Raw genomic sequence first — 14064 nt, forward strand, 5'->3', positions numbered from 1 at the left:
GCAATCCTTGCGGGTCCGCGCGGTGGCCGTGGCGGAAAGTGACGGTCCGGTGGCTCTCCCCGTGCGTCGGCAGTTGCGGCGCCGGGCGGGGATCGCGGCCGGCGACGTGCTTGTCCTCTTGCGCGCGGCCCGCGTCGCAGAGCGGTGTCGGACAGCCATCATGACCCAGTCGATCGACCTGCGCGAGTTTGATCTCTTTGCCTTTTGCCGGTCGGGCGACACTGCTGACGGCGAAGTGGCGCTGCGCGAGTTGCCGCGCATCTTAGCCGAGACGGCGGCGCAAGCGCCAGCCTCGGCGCCGGACGAGCGATTCCGCTTCCAGGTGCACGGCATGGCGCGCGAGGAGGCCGGCGAGCCCGGCCGGGCGCCGGTGCGGCGACTGTTCCTCGACCTGTCCGTCGAGGGGAGCGTCTGGCTGAACTGCCAGCGCTGCCTGGAGGCCTACGCGGAGCCGGTGTCGACGGCGACGCGCTTCGAGGTCGTAGCGACGGAAGAGGAAGCGGACGCGGCGCCGATGGACGACGATGAGGTCGACGTCATCGCGGGGTCCAAGCGTTTTTCGCTGCTGACCTTGATCGAAGATGAAGTGCTGCTGGCCCTGCCGGTAGCGCCCAAGCATGCTGTCTGCGAATCGGTGCACGAGAGTCTCGTGACCGGCGCGGACGGACAGGTGGAGCCGGAAGTCGAGGCGACGCCGGAAGAAGAAAAGCGGCCTTCGCCTTTTGCGGCGCTGGCCAACCTGAAGACCAAGCACTGAAGCCTCACGCAGCGCGTGCGGACAGGGGGCGGTCGACAGGCCCTGGATACGCATCCGGTCGGGCCCGGCTACGCCTAGCGCCAGATGCTGTGTGTTAATATTGCAAAATTCTCGAAGGAGTCATCATGGCTGTTCAACAGAACAAGAAGTCGCCGTCCAAGCGCGGCATGCACCGCTCGCACGATCACCTGTCGGCGGCTCCCCTGGCTGTCGAGCCGACCACCGGCGAAACCCACCTGCGCCACCACGTGAGCCCGAACGGCTACTACCGTGGCCGCAAGGTCATCAAGACCAAGAACGACTGACACGTCCGTTCGGCGTGACTTCGCGTCTCGCGCACACGTTCTAGGCAAGATACAAGAAAGCGGCAAGCTCGTTGCCGCTTTTTTGTTGCGCGCTCGGAAGGGATTCGACCTGCCAGTTGCCGGAACGGCGGCCAGCCAGGCCGCTCCGCCGGGCCGTCCGGGCAAGATCGGGCGGGAGGCCGGGTCAGAGTCAGCGCAATCGCGCGTCTGCTCCAGGAAACAATGACGATCAAAGTTGCCATCGATTGCATGGGCGGCGATCACGGGGTCTCCGTGACGGTGCCGGCAGCGATCAGTTTTCTCTCTACGCACGAGGATGCCGAGGTGGTCCTGGTCGGCCAGCCGGAAGCCATCGAGCCGCAGCTCAAGAAATTGCATGCGCTCGAGCATCCGCGCGTGCGCATCGTCGCTGCCACCGAAGTCGTCACCATGGACGATCCCGTGGAGGTCGCCTTGCGCAAGAAGAAGGATTCCTCGATGCGCGTGGCGGTGACGCAGGTCAAGGAAGGCCTGGCCGACGCTTGTATCTCGGCCGGCAACACCGGTGCCCTGATGGCGGTGTCGCGCTATGTGCTGAAGACGTTGGAAGGCATCGAGCGGCCTGCCATCGCTACCACCATTCCCAACGAGCAGGGCTGGGGGACCACCGTGCTCGATCTCGGTGCCAACGCGGATTGCGAGCCCGAGCATCTGCTGCAGTTTGCCCGCATGGCCGAGGCGATGGTCGCGGTGGTCGACCACAAGCCCCATCCCACCGTCGGCTTGCTGAACATCGGTGAGGAAGTCATCAAGGGCAATGAAGTGGTCAAGCGCGCCGGCGAATTGCTGCGCGCCTCCGAGCTGAACTTCTACGGCAACGTGGAAGGCAACGACATCTTCAAGGGCACCACCGACATCGTGGTCTGCGACGGCTTTGTCGGCAATGTGGCGCTCAAGAGCACCGAAGGCCTGGCGAAGATGATCGGCAGTATGATCAAGGAAGAATTCACGCGCTCTTGGTTCACCAAGCTGCTGGCGGGTGTGGCCATGCCGGTACTGTCGCGGCTGGCCAAGCGGCTGGACCCGGCGCGCTACAACGGCGCCTCGCTGCTGGGGCTGCGCGGCCTGGTGATCAAGAGTCACGGCTCGGCCGATGCGCACTCCTTTGAGTGGGCTATCAAACGCGGGTATGATGCCGCCAAGAATGGTGTCATCGCGCGCATCAGCCAGGCCTTCGCTAACAAGGTCGGCGCCGGTGGCGCCGCAGCGGGCACTTCGCAGCCGGGCACGGCGCCGAACCCGCATCCCAGCGCCCGCGCTGCCTGAGGCCCGCCCAGCGGGCCCGGAGCAGATGCCCCGGGCAACACGATCCGATACGACATGACCAGCTACGCAAAAATCATCGGTACGGGGAGCTACCTGCCCCCGCGGCGCGTCACCAACCAGGAGTTGGCGGAGCAACTGGCGGCGAAGGGCATCGAGACCAGCGATGAGTGGATCTTCTCGCGCAGCGGTATCGCCGCGCGCCATTGGGCCGAGCCGGACGTCGGCAGCAGCGACCTGGCCGTCAAGGCGGCCGAGCGGGCCATCGAGGCCGCCGGCATCGATCGCCAGGCCATCGACCTGATCATCGTCGCGACGTCCACGCCGGACTTCATCTTTCCCAGCACCGCGAGCCTGGTGCAGCAGAAGCTGGGCATCACCAACCAGTGTGCTGCCTTCGACCTGCAGGCCGTCTGTTCGGGCTTCGTGTATGCGCTGTCCACGGCGGACAAGTTCATCCGCAGCGGCTCGCACAAGAACGTGCTGGTGATCGGCGCCGAAGTGTTTTCGCGCATCCTCGATTTCAACGACCGTACCACCTGCGTGCTGTTCGGCGACGGCGCTGGTGCGGTGCTGCTGAGCGCGTCGGATGAGCCGGGCATCCTGTCCTCCGCCATGCATGCCGATGGCAGCCATGTCGATATCCTGTGCGTGCCGGGCAACATCAGCGGCGGCAATATCGTCGGCAGCCCCTTCCTGCATATGGACGGCCAGGCCGTCTTCAAGCTGGCGGTCACCGTGCTGGACAAGGTGGCGCGCGAAGCGCTGGCGGCCGCCGAGATGTCGGCGGACCAGGTCGACTGGCTGATTCCGCACCAGGCCAATATCCGCATCATGCAAGGCACGGCGAGGAAGCTCGGCCTGCCGGCCGAGCGTATGGTGGCGACCGTGCACGAGCACGGCAACACTTCGGCGGCTTCCATTCCGCTCGCGCTCGACGAGGCGGTGCGGGACGGCCGCATCCGGCCGGGTCAGAACGTGCTGATGGAGGGCGTGGGCGGCGGCTTCACCTGGGGTGCAGCGCTGCTGCGCATGTAAGGCCCCGATGCGCGCGCGGTCCCCGCGGCCGCGCCGCGGTCTCAACGATTCCACAACGATTCCAATCCGATGACTTTCGCTTTTGTATTCCCCGGCCAGGGCTCGCAATCGGTGGGCATGCTCAATGCTTTTGCTGACCACCCCGTCGTGCGCGCGACGCTGGAAGAAGCTTCCAGTGCCTTGGGTCAGGATATCGGCCGCCTGATCGCCGAGGGTCCTGCCGAGGAGCTGAACCTCACCACCAACACGCAGCCGGTCATGCTGACTGCCGCGGTGGCCGTCTACCGCGCCTGGCTCGACGCCGGCGGCCCGGCTCCCGCCCTGGTGGCAGGTCACAGCCTGGGCGAATACTCGGCGCTGGTGGCGGCGGGCGTGATCCCGTTCGCGGATGCCGTGCCGCTGGTGCGTTTCCGCGCCCAGGCCATGCAGGAAGCGGTGCCGGTGGGCGAGGGCGGCATGGCTGCCATCCTCGGCCTGTCGGACGACGACGTGCGCGCGGCCTGTGCCGAGGCGGCGCCGGCCGGCGTGGTCGAGGCCGTCAATTTCAACGCGCCGTCCCAGGTCGTGATCGCCGGGCAGAAGGCTGCGGTCGAAAAGGCCTGCGAAATTGCCAAGGCCAAGGGCGCCAAGCGCGCGCTGCCGCTGCCGGTGTCCGCGCCGTTCCACTCCTCGCTGCTGAAACCGGCTTCCGATCGCCTGCGCGAGCGTATGGCCGGGCTGGCATTCGCGACGCCGGCCATTCCGCTGGTGAACAACGTCGACGTCGCCATCGTCAGCGATCCGGAGTCCATCAAGGACGCGCTGGTGCGCCAGGCCGCCGCCCCGGTACGCTGGGTCGAGTGCGTGCAGAAGATGGCCGCCGAAGGCGTGACCCATGTGATCGAATGCGGTCCCGGCAAGGTGCTGGCCGGCATGACCAAGCGCATCGACGGCAACCTGGTCGGTGGCGCGATCTTCGATCCGGCCTCGCTGCAGGACACGCTGGCGCTGCTGAAGTAAGAACAGAACACGGGATACCAGACCATGACGAAACTTCTGGACAATCAGGTCGCGCTGGTCACCGGCGCCTCGCGCGGCATCGGCCGCGCCATCGCGCTGGAACTGGCGCGCCAAGGTGCCACGGTGGTCGGCACCGCCACCACCGAAGGCGGTGCGGCCGCGATCGGCGCGTATCTCGAGGCCGAAGGCCTGAAGGGCGCGGGCGCGGTGCTGGACGTCAAGGACGCGGCACGCTGCGAGGCCCTCATCGACGAAGTGATCAAGGCACACGGCGGCCTGAACGTGCTGGTCAACAATGCCGGCATCACGCAGGACCAGCTCGCCATGCGCATGAAGGACGATGACTGGAGCGCGGTGATCGACACCAACCTGTCGGCGGTGTTCCGCCTGTCGCGCGCCGTGCTGCGCCCGATGATGAAGGCGCGCGGCGGCCGCATCATCAATATCACCTCGGTGGTGGCCTCTGCCGGCAACCCCGGCCAGATGAACTACGCGGCCGCCAAGGCAGGCGTGGAAGGCATGAGCCGCGCGCTGGCCCGCGAGATCGGCAGCCGCAATGTCACGGTCAATTGCGTGGCACCGGGCTTCATCGATACCGATATGACCAAGGTCTTGTCGGAAGAGCAGCATGCGGCACTGAAAACCCAGATTCCGCTGGGCCGCCTCGGCCTGCCAGAGGACATCGCCCATGCGGTGACCTTCCTGGCCGGCCCGCAAGCAGCCTACATCACGGGTACGACGTTGCACGTCAACGGCGGGATGTACATGAACTGACTGCGGCGCACGGCAAGCGGTTTCGACGGAGAAGCTGCTTGATGCCGTGTGAAGCGGCTGTTTTTCCAATCAATCGGGCGCGGATCATGCAACGGTCGGCAGGCGGGATTTTTACGTTCCAAACCTGCTAAAATGCGCCCACTTTTTGTCGAACTTCCCTGGAGGGCTACATGGACAATATCGAACAACGCGTCAAGAAAATCGTGGCAGAACAGCTTGGCGTGGCCGAGGCGGACATCAAGAACGAATCGTCGTTCGTGAACGACCTGGGCGCCGACTCGCTCGACACGGTTGAACTCGTGATGGCGTTGGAAGATGAATTCGGCATGGAAATTCCCGATGAGGAAGCCGAAAAGATCACCACCGTGCAGCAGGCGATCGACTACGCCACCGCGCACGTCAAGGCCTGAGCCTGCCTTTTCTGAATTCCCGAGCCACAGAAGGCGGACGGGCGGGCCGTGCGGCCCTGCCTTGCTGTTTTCTGTGGCTTTCGTCTGTCCGAAGAGGCAGAATCGCCGTGAGCGGAGCGCGCCGATGCGGGCCCGCCGAACCGGCTGGCCCGCATCCGCGTGCCGCCGTTCCGCATTCTGCTTCACGCACCCGTAGGAAATCATAGTGAGCCGTCGTCGCGTCGTCGTCACCGGGCTCGGCCTCGTGTCTCCGGTCGGAAACACGGTTGCCGAAGGTTGGGCCAACCTGGTTGCGGGCCAGTCCGGCATCGCCACCATCACCAAGTTCGATCACTCCGCGCTCGCCGTGCACTTCGCCGGTGAAGTGAAGGGTTTCAAGGCCGAGGACTACATCCCAGCCAAGGAAGCCCGCCACATGGATACCTTTATCCATTTCGGCATCGCGGCAGGCACGCAGGCCTTGAAGGACAGCGGCCTGGAAGTGACCGAGGCCAACGCCGACCGCATCGGCGTGCTGGTCGGCTCGGGCATCGGCGGCCTGCCGATGATCGAGGACACCCATGCGGAACTGACCAACCGCGGCCCGCGTCGTATCTCGCCGTTCTTCGTGCCCGGCTCGATCATCAACATGATCTCGGGCCACCTGTCGATCATCCACGGTGTCAAGGGCCCGAACCTGGCCGCGGTAACCGCCTGCACGACCGGCCTGCACAGCATCGGCCTGGCCGCACGCCTGATTCAGGCCGGCGATGCCGATGCCATGCTGGCGGGTGGCGCCGAATCCACGGTTTCGCCGCTGGGTATCGGGGGCTTTGCCGCGGCACGCGCGCTGTCGACCCGCAACGAGGATCCGGCTGCTGCCTCGCGCCCCTGGGACAAGGGCCGCGACGGTTTCGTGCTGGGTGAGGGCGCCGGCGTGATGATGCTCGAAGAGTACGAGTCGGCCAAGGCGCGCGGCGCGCGCATCTACGCCGAGCTGGTGGGCTTCGGCATGAGCGGCGACGCCTTCCACATGACGGCGCCGAACACCGACGGTCCGCGCCGCTGCATGGTCAATGCGCTGAAGGACGCTGGTATCAATGCCGACGCGGTGCAATACCTGAACGCGCATGGCACGTCGACGCCGCTGGGCGACAAGAACGAAGCCGATGCCATCAAGCTGGCCTTCGGCGAGCACGCCTACAAGATGGCGGTCAACTCGACCAAGTCGATGACCGGCCACCTTCTGGGTGGTGCGGGTGGGCTGGAGTCGGTCTTCACCGTGCTGGCGCTGCACCACCAGGTGTCGCCGCCGACTATCAACCTCGTCGACCAGGATCCCGAGTGCGACCTGGATTTCGTGGCCAATACGGCGCGCGATATGAAGATCGACGTGGCGGTGAAGAACAACTTCGGCTTTGGCGGCACCAACGGCACGCTTGTCTTCCGCCGCGCCTGAAGCCGGCACCCGCCGGCCCGCCTCCGTCTTGCGCGGAGGCGGTGCAAGCTGGCCACGCGGTGCGTTCTGCGCCGCGCTTGCGGCCGAACTGGTCGCGCTGTTCCTGCTTGCCGCTGCCTGTCTCGCCGCCGTGGCCTCCGGCGACCGGCCGCGGCAGGTCGCGCTTGGCGCGTTGCTGGCCGCCGTACCGGTCGTGTGGTTCTACGGCTGGCGGCAGGTGCGGTACGCCGGCGCCTGCCGCTGTGCCGGCCTGGCCGGCACGGCAGGATCTCCTGCCGTCATGCTGGTCCTTCCGGACGGACGGGACGCCGTCGCGGGCATTGCTTCCAACTGGGATCTCGGCGGCGCGGCGCTGCTGCTGGCGCTGCGTCCAGGCGGGGTGTCCATGCCACGGTGGCTGATCCTTCACCGCGGCAATACGCCGGGGCCCGCGCTGCGGGCGATCCGGAGGGCGGTCCGCGCGGGCCGTCGATGACGGCTGTGCCGCCGCTGGTGGCTCTCTATGCATAGCCAAGACGTGTGCGCCACCGAATCGTAGGTAAAATACAACGTTTGTCGTGACGACGAAACCAAGAGATACACTGCAGGTGAACCATTCGTGAGCGAACGCGAAGCCGATCAGCTCCTAGTTGAACGCGTCCAGCAGGGCGACAAGCGGGCCTTTGAGTTGCTGGTGACCAAGTATCACCGCAAGATCATCCGCCTGATTTCGCGCCTGGTCCGGGACCCCGCTGAAGTGGAGGATGTGGCGCAGGATGCCTTTATCAAGGCATACCGTGCCTTGCCCCAGTTCCGGGGCGAGTCGGCCTTCTACACGTGGTTGTACCGGATCGCCGTCAACACGGCCAAGAACTATCTGGCCACCCAGGGCCGCCGCCCGGAAGCGTCAACAGACATTGATGCCGAGGAGGCTGAAACTTTTGCGGACGGCGAGCAACTAAGGGATATCAATACGCCGGAGTCGATGCTCCACACGCGCCAGGTTGCCGAGACGGTGAACCGGGCGATGGAAGCACTGCCGGAAGAGTTGCGCACGGCCATCACACTGCGCGAGATCGAAGGCCTCAGTTATGAGGAGATCGCGGAGGCGATGGGCTGCCCGATCGGTACGGTGCGCTCGCGCATCTTCCGGGCGCGCGAGGCGATTGCCGAGAAGCTGCGTCCGCTACTTGGAACGGCAGAAGGCAAGCGGTGGTAGAAGCGTTGTAAAGAAATGTCGTGCGGCCAGCGTTGCAGTCAATTCCTGCATCGATAAGCGACAAGCAGTCACGGGATTATCGGTGTTCAATGGAATGTCTTGGGGTGGGAAATGGGTCAGGCTCATAAGCAGTCGGTTCATGTAATGGATGCGGCGGAGCAGGTTTCCGCGCTGATGGATGGCGAGCTGGCACCGCACGAGGCCAGCGCCGCGCTGGAATTCGCGCGCAGCGGCCAAGGCCTGGCCGACTGGTCGACCTTCCAGATGATCGGCGACGTGCTGCGTTCGGAAGACCTCGCGCATATCGATTCGACCAATGCCTTCCTGGCCCGCTTCTCGGCGCGGCTGGACAGCGAGCCGCACGTCCTCGTGCCGGCGGTCGCCCAGGCAGGTCAGGCGCGCCAGCGCCTGCTGCTGCGTCCGTCGTGGGTGCGCCGCGTGGTACCGGGTACCGCCATTGCCGCGGCCGTCGCCGCGGTCAGCTGGGTGGTCGTGCCGCAGATGCGCGGTGCGGGCGACGTGGGTGCGCCGGATGCGGTGGTGGCCCGGGCCGACCAGCCTGCGGCCAAGGCCGGCGGGGTCGTCACCGTGGCGGCCGACAGCGGGCAGATGATCCGGGATCCGCGCCTGGACGAATACCTGCGCGCTCATCGCGTGTCCGTGGCGACCGATGCGGTCGTGCCCACCATGCGCGCGGTTGCCAACAGCGCCAACTTCATTCAGGACAATTCGCAGGAATAATGCCGGACATGCATAAGGGATGGTCGCCCGCCTATGTAGCGGGCGCACACAGAATAAGGGCCCTGCGCAGGTCCTTTTTTCTGGCCTTCTGTCTGACTGCGGCTGCGGCGAGCGCCCAGCCGGCGGACACCGCGCTGGCGCGCCGCGACGCGACGGCCTGGCTGAACAAGATTCACCGCGCGGCGCAGCGTGAGAACTACAACGGCACCCTGATCTACCAGCGCGGCAGCGTCATGCATGCCTCGCGCATCCAGCATTACAGCGACGCGGCGCAGAACGAATACGAGCGTCTCGAAACGCTCGACGGCAAGCCGCGCGAAGTCCTGCGCGAGAACGATGTCGTGCACAGCCTGATTCCGGAGGCCAAACTGGTGGTAGTGGAGAAGCAGCAGGCCAAGGACCGCTTCCCGGCCCTGCTCGCCACCAACAAGACCGACGTGCTCGATCTCTACGACATGCGCAAGCTGCCGGACGAGCGCCTTGCCGGTCTTGAGTGCGCGGTCTTCGCCTTGCAACCGCACGACGGCGCCCGCTATGCGGTCCGCCTGTGGGCCGAGAAGAATTCGGGCCTGCTGGTGCGTGCACAGACCCTGGACGAGAACGGCAAGGTGCTCGAGCAGGTCGCCTTCTCGCAGGTCCAGATCGGCGTGCCATCGGAGAAGCAGCGCATCCTGTCGGCGATCCGCGGATCCAGCGGCTGGAGCCACTACGAGGTCACCTACCAGCCGGCCAATATCGCCGACGAAGGCTGGTCGATCAATGTGCCGGTCAAAGGCTTCCAGAAGATCCGCGAAGTGCGTCGGCCGCTCGGTGAGCTGCGTGGCCAGCAGGGCGATGGCCGCAATCAGACCTTCGAGGTGCAGCAGGTCGTGTACAGCGATGGCCTGACCGGCCTGTCGGTATTCATCGAGCCGGTTTCGGAGCAGCGCGCCAGGCGCGAGGGCGTGGCTTCACTGGGCGCCACCCAGGTGGTGGTCCGCCGCATCGCTGACTTCTGGATCACGGTGGTCGGCGAAGTACCTGCCGCGACGGTGAAGCAGTTCGCGGCAGCAGTCGAGTACCATTCGCCCAAGGTGACGCACTGAGCCAGGTGCCATCCCGAGCCGGGCGCCGCCGCGGGCGGCGCCGGTTGCTTGCGATCGCCGCGCGGCGTTCTCACAGTTGTCTCAAATAGACAGACCTTGCCAGCTACAAGCTGAGTTCCCGGGAGTTGTCGATGATTTCCAAATCGCCTGCCATGGCTCGCACCCTGGTGATGGCTGCCATCCTCGCCATCGTGCCGATGGTGTCCGAACTGGGCCATGCCCAGGCCGCGGCCCCCAGCTACGGTGTGCCCGACTTCACCGACCTGGTGGAGAAGACCAGCCCGGCCGTGGTCAATATCCGCACCACCGAGCGGGTCCGCCAGGGCGGCAGCCAGGATGACGACATGGCGGAGTTCTTCCGCCGCTTCTTCGGCGTGCCGATGCCCGGTGCGCCCGCGCCTCGTCGCGGCCAGCCTCCGCAGGGCCAGGGTCAAGGCCAGGGTCAAGGCCAGGGCGAGGAGATGAACCGCGGCGTCGGTTCGGGTTTCATCATCAGCCAGGACGGCTACGTGATGACCAACACCCATGTGGTTGCCGACGCCGACACCATCTACGTGACGCTGCCCGACAAGCGTGAATTCAAGGCCAAGCTGATCGGTTCGGACAAGCGTACCGATGTGGCACTGATCAAGATCGAAGCGACCGGCCTGCCCAAGCTGCCGCTGGGCGATTCCGACAAGGTCCGCGCCGGCGAATGGGTGCTGGCGATCGGCTCACCGTTCGGCCTCGACAACAGCGTGACGGCCGGCATCGTGTCCGCCAAGGGGCGCGACACCGGCGACTACCTGCCGTTCATCCAGACTGACGTGGCGGTCAACCCGGGCAATTCGGGCGGTCCGCTGATCAACCTGCGCGGCGAGGTGATCGGCATCAACTCGCAGATCTATAGTCGCAGTGGCGGCTACATGGGTATTTCCTTCGCCATCCCGATCGACGAAGCGATGCGCGTGGTCGAGCAGCTCAAGGCCACCGGCAAGGTGACGCGCGGACGCATCGCGGTGGCGATCGGTGAGGTTACCAAGGAAGTCGCCGATTCGCTGGGCCTGGGACGGGCGCGCGGCGCCCTGGTGGGCAGCGTGGAGCCGGGCGGCCCTGCCGAGCGCGCCGGCGTGGAGCCGGGCGACATCATCCTGAAGTTCAACGGCAGGGATATCGAGCGCGCCTCGGACCTGCCGCGCATGGTGGGCGACACCAAACCGGGCAGCCGGGTGCCGATGCAGGTCTGGCGCAAGGGCGCCACGCGCGAGCTCACCATCACCGTGGTCGAGCTGGAACAGGACAACAAGCCCAAGGCGCGCGCGAGCAGCAGCCCGCGCGATGACGGCGGGACTGCGGCGAAGCCGAACGCGCTGGGCCTGATCGTCAATGACCTGAACGAAGCACGGCTCAAGGAGTTGAAGATCAAGTCGGGTGTGGAGGTGGATACGGTCGACGGTCCGGCCTTGCGTGCGGGCATCCGCCCGGGCGACATCATCCTGCGCCTCGGCGATACCGATGTCACCAGCGCCAGGCAATTCAACGACATGGTGCGCGCGCTCGACAAGAACCGACTGGCGGCGCTGTTCGTGCGCCGTGGCGATGCCACCCAGGTGCTGACCCTGCGCCCGGGTAGCAACGCTTCGCGTTGAGCGGCGCCATGCGGCGATGACGGCGCTCACGCTGTATGGCAGGCACCGCTGCCGTCTGTGTGACGACATGAAGGCAGCGCTGGCGCCGCTGCGCCGTGAATTCGACTTCACGCTGCACGAAGTCGATGTCGAGGCGGATCCCATGCTCGAGTCGCGCATAGGGGAGCGGGTTCCGCTGCTGGTGGGCGGGGCGCCGGGCGCCGGCGGCGAGGCACTTTGTCGCTACTTTCTCGATGCCGTTGCGGTACGGGTGTGGCTTGCCGCACATTGTCGCGACCTGCCGCACTAGCCCGCCTGTGGCAGGGCGCCGGCGCGGCCCCATGTCACGATGCGGGAAGCCCCCGAAATCCGGTAAAATCGCGTTTTGGCGTCGACATCCGCGGATGGCGCGCGCCACCGAATATCAGCGACCGGGAGCGGACGCGCCCGGGCGGGCGCCAATTCCGGGTCGTTCCCTAGCTTTGTCGCCCCGCCCTTCGCGCCGGCGCTTTCCCTGTATATAGATGGACCATATCCGCAATTTCTCGATCATCGCCCACATCGACCACGGGAAATCGACCCTGGCCGACCGCATCATCCAGCTCTGCGGCGGCCTGTCAGACCGCGAGATGGAGGCGCAGGTGCTCGATTCGATGGATATCGAGAAGGAGCGCGGCATCACCATCAAGGCCCAGACCGCGGCGCTGAGCTACAAGGCGCGTGATGGCAAGGTCTACAACCTGAACCTGATCGACACCCCGGGGCACGTCGACTTCAGCTATGAAGTCAGCCGCTCGCTGTCGGCCTGCGAGGGAGCGCTGCTGGTGGTCGACGCTTCGCAGGGCGTGGAGGCGCAGACCGTCGCCAACTGCTACACGGCGATCGAGCTGGGCGTCGAAGTGGTGCCGGTGCTGAACAAGATCGACCTGCCGCAGGCCGATCCGGAAAACGCGATCCAGGAGATCGAGGACGTCATCGGCATCGACGCGCATGACGCCACGCCGTGCTCGGCCAAGACCGGCCAGGGCGTGGCGGACGTGATCGAGGCGCTGATCGCCAAGGTGCCGCCGCCCAAGGGCGATCCGGACGCGCCGCTGCAGGCGCTGATCATCGATTCCTGGTTCGACAACTACGTCGGCGTGGTGATGCTGGTGCGCGTGGTCAACGGCACGCTGCGCACCAAGGACAGGGTGCTGCTGATGGCCACGGGCGCCCAGCACCTGGTCGAGCAGGTCGGCGTGTTCTCGCCTAAGTCGATCCAGCGCGACGCGCTTTCGGCCGGCCAGGTCGGCTTCGTCATCGCCGGCATCAAGGAACTGAAGGCGGCCAAGGTGGGCGACACCATCACCAGCGTGGCACGCAAGGCCGAGTCGCCGCTGCCTGGCTTCAAGGAGGTCAAGCCGCAGGTGTTCGCCGGCCTCTATCCGGTGGAGGCCAACCAGTACGAGGCGCTGCGCGAATCGCTGGAGAAACTGCGCCTGAACGACGCCTCGCTGCAGTTCGAGCCCGAGGTGTCGCAAGCGCTGGGCTTCGGCTTCCGCTGCGGCTTCCTCGGCCTGCTGCACATGGAGATCGTGCAGGAGCGGCTCGAGCGCGAGTTCGACATGGACCTGATCACCACCGCGCCGACGGTGGTCTACCAGGTACAGCTGCGCGACGGCACCATGGTCACGGTGGAGAACCCGGCCAAGATGCCGGACCCGGCCAAGATCGAGGCGATCCTCGAGCCGATCGTCACCGTCAACCTGTATATGCCGCAGGACTATGTCGGCTCGGTGATCACGCTGTGCACGCAGAAGCGCGGCACGCAGATCAATATGAGCTACCACGGCAAGCAGGTGCAGCTCACCTACGAGATCCCCATGGCGGAGATCGTCATGGACTTCTTCGACCGGCTCAAGTCGGTGTCGCGCGGCTATGCCTCGATGGACTACGAGTTCAAGGAATACCGGCCGTCCGACGTGGTCAAGGTGGACATCCTGATCAACAGCGACAAGGTGGATGCCCTGTCGGTGATCGTGCACCGCTCGAACTCGCAGTACCGCGGGCGCGAGGTGGCGGCCAAGATGCGCGAGATCATTCCGCGCCAGATGTACGACGTGGCGATCCAGGCGGCCATCGGCTCGAACATCATCGCCCGCGAGAACGTCAAGGCGCTGCGCAAGAACGTGCTGGCGAAGTGCTATGGCGGCGATATCTCGCGCAAGAAGAAGCTGCTGGAAAAGCAGAAGGCCGGCAAGAAGCGCATGAAGCAGGTCGGCACCGTCGAGATCCCGCAGGAGGCCTTCCTCGCCATCCTGAAGGTCGAAGAGAAATAAGGGAAGCGGCAAGAGAAGGGGGGGCACCGGTGCGCGCGGCATGCAGGCGGCGCAGCAGCCGGGCTTAACCAATAATCGTCAACAAGCAAGCC

Annotated in this window: 15 protein-coding genes; all 15 read left to right on the forward strand. The window is 65.8% G+C overall.

From position 1 onward, the window contains the following. Positions 1–160: 160 nt before the first annotated feature. The 15 genes from BKK79_RS17320 to lepA all read left to right on the forward strand — a co-directional run bounded on the left by BKK79_RS17320 (position 161) and on the right by lepA (position 13972). A complete protein-coding gene (locus BKK79_RS17320; protein WP_071014284.1) occupies positions 161–757 on the forward strand; it encodes a YceD family protein in 597 nt (198 codons plus the stop codon). Positions 758–882: 125 nt separating this feature from the next. After that, a complete protein-coding gene (gene rpmF / locus BKK79_RS17325) occupies positions 883–1062 on the forward strand; it encodes a 50S ribosomal protein L32 (protein WP_010814675.1) in 180 nt (59 codons plus the stop codon). A 222-nt stretch (positions 1063–1284) separates the two neighbouring features. After that, positions 1285–2367 carry a phosphate acyltransferase PlsX gene (gene plsX, locus BKK79_RS17330; RefSeq protein WP_071014281.1) on the forward strand — a complete coding sequence of 361 codons (1083 nt, stop codon included), beginning with the start codon at positions 1285–1287 and terminating at the stop codon, positions 2365–2367. 54 nt (positions 2368–2421) lie between these two features. After that, positions 2422–3402 (forward strand): beta-ketoacyl-ACP synthase III, encoded by a 981-nt coding sequence (locus tag BKK79_RS17335; RefSeq protein ID WP_071014278.1) that lies wholly within the window; start codon positions 2422–2424, stop codon positions 3400–3402. Between the two features lie 69 nt (positions 3403–3471). Further along, positions 3472–4401: an ACP S-malonyltransferase gene (gene fabD / locus BKK79_RS17340; protein WP_071014276.1), complete on the forward strand. Its 930-nt coding sequence runs from the start codon at positions 3472–3474 to the stop codon at positions 4399–4401. A 24-nt stretch (positions 4402–4425) separates the two neighbouring features. Continuing rightward, positions 4426–5175: a 3-oxoacyl-ACP reductase FabG gene (gene fabG / locus BKK79_RS17345; protein WP_071014273.1), complete on the forward strand. Its 750-nt coding sequence runs from the start codon at positions 4426–4428 to the stop codon at positions 5173–5175. A 170-nt stretch (positions 5176–5345) separates the two neighbouring features. Further along, positions 5346–5585, forward strand: coding sequence for an acyl carrier protein (gene acpP / locus BKK79_RS17350; protein ID WP_008644813.1), 240 nt, complete (start codon positions 5346–5348; stop codon positions 5583–5585). Positions 5586–5790: 205 nt separating this feature from the next. Next, on the forward strand, positions 5791–7023 hold the full coding sequence (fabF, locus tag BKK79_RS17355) for a beta-ketoacyl-ACP synthase II (protein ID WP_071014270.1): 1233 nt from the start codon (positions 5791–5793) through the stop codon (positions 7021–7023). Then, positions 7004–7498: a hypothetical protein gene (locus BKK79_RS17360; RefSeq protein WP_156811297.1), complete on the forward strand. Its 495-nt coding sequence runs from the start codon at positions 7004–7006 to the stop codon at positions 7496–7498. Before fabF ends, BKK79_RS17360 begins: the two co-directional genes overlap by 20 nt. Positions 7499–7621: 123 nt before the next feature. After that, the gene (rpoE, locus tag BKK79_RS17365; RefSeq protein WP_071014264.1) at positions 7622–8221 is read left to right on the forward strand and encodes an RNA polymerase sigma factor RpoE; all 600 of its coding nucleotides are present in this window, start codon (positions 7622–7624) and stop codon (positions 8219–8221) included. Positions 8222–8332: 111 nt separating this feature from the next. After that, the gene (locus tag BKK79_RS17370; RefSeq protein WP_071014262.1) at positions 8333–8962 is read left to right on the forward strand and encodes a sigma-E factor negative regulatory protein; all 630 of its coding nucleotides are present in this window, start codon (positions 8333–8335) and stop codon (positions 8960–8962) included. 8 nt (positions 8963–8970) lie between these two features. Next, a complete protein-coding gene (locus tag BKK79_RS17375) occupies positions 8971–10047 on the forward strand; it encodes a MucB/RseB C-terminal domain-containing protein (RefSeq protein WP_071016495.1) in 1077 nt (358 codons plus the stop codon). A gap of 131 nt (positions 10048–10178) precedes the next feature. Beyond that, entirely contained in the window at positions 10179–11675 is a 1497-nt protein-coding gene (locus BKK79_RS17380) for a DegQ family serine endoprotease (protein ID WP_071014260.1), read from the forward strand. Positions 11676–11691: 16 nt separating this feature from the next. Further along, positions 11692–11964: a glutaredoxin family protein gene (locus BKK79_RS17385; RefSeq protein ID WP_071038131.1), complete on the forward strand. Its 273-nt coding sequence runs from the start codon at positions 11692–11694 to the stop codon at positions 11962–11964. 214 nt (positions 11965–12178) lie between these two features. Further along, the gene (lepA, locus tag BKK79_RS17390; protein ID WP_071038132.1) at positions 12179–13972 is read left to right on the forward strand and encodes a translation elongation factor 4; all 1794 of its coding nucleotides are present in this window, start codon (positions 12179–12181) and stop codon (positions 13970–13972) included. The last annotated feature ends 92 nt before the right edge of the window (positions 13973–14064 follow it).

It is taken from the genome of Cupriavidus sp. USMAA2-4, assembly GCF_001854305.1.
Taxonomy (GTDB): Bacteria; Pseudomonadota; Gammaproteobacteria; order Burkholderiales; family Burkholderiaceae; genus Cupriavidus; species Cupriavidus malaysiensis.

Coding starts and splice junctions, on each gene's coding strand:
- BKK79_RS17380 (WP_071014260.1), top strand. CDS start 10,179: ATGATTTCCAAATCGCCTGCCATGGCTCGCACCCTGGTGATGGCTGCC.
- acpP (WP_008644813.1), top strand. CDS start 5,346: ATGGACAATATCGAACAACGCGTCAAGAAAATCGTGGCAGAACAGCTT.
- lepA (WP_071038132.1), top strand. CDS start 12,179: ATGGACCATATCCGCAATTTCTCGATCATCGCCCACATCGACCACGGG.
- BKK79_RS17320 (WP_071014284.1), top strand. CDS start 161: ATGACCCAGTCGATCGACCTGCGCGAGTTTGATCTCTTTGCCTTTTGC.
- plsX (WP_071014281.1), top strand. CDS start 1,285: ATGACGATCAAAGTTGCCATCGATTGCATGGGCGGCGATCACGGGGTC.
- BKK79_RS17385 (WP_071038131.1), top strand. CDS start 11,692: ATGACGGCGCTCACGCTGTATGGCAGGCACCGCTGCCGTCTGTGTGAC.
- BKK79_RS17370 (WP_071014262.1), top strand. CDS start 8,333: ATGGGTCAGGCTCATAAGCAGTCGGTTCATGTAATGGATGCGGCGGAG.
- BKK79_RS17375 (WP_071016495.1), top strand. CDS start 8,971: ATGCATAAGGGATGGTCGCCCGCCTATGTAGCGGGCGCACACAGAATA.
- fabG (WP_071014273.1), top strand. CDS start 4,426: ATGACGAAACTTCTGGACAATCAGGTCGCGCTGGTCACCGGCGCCTCG.
- rpmF (WP_010814675.1), top strand. CDS start 883: ATGGCTGTTCAACAGAACAAGAAGTCGCCGTCCAAGCGCGGCATGCAC.
- BKK79_RS17335 (WP_071014278.1), top strand. CDS start 2,422: ATGACCAGCTACGCAAAAATCATCGGTACGGGGAGCTACCTGCCCCCG.
- fabD (WP_071014276.1), top strand. CDS start 3,472: ATGACTTTCGCTTTTGTATTCCCCGGCCAGGGCTCGCAATCGGTGGGC.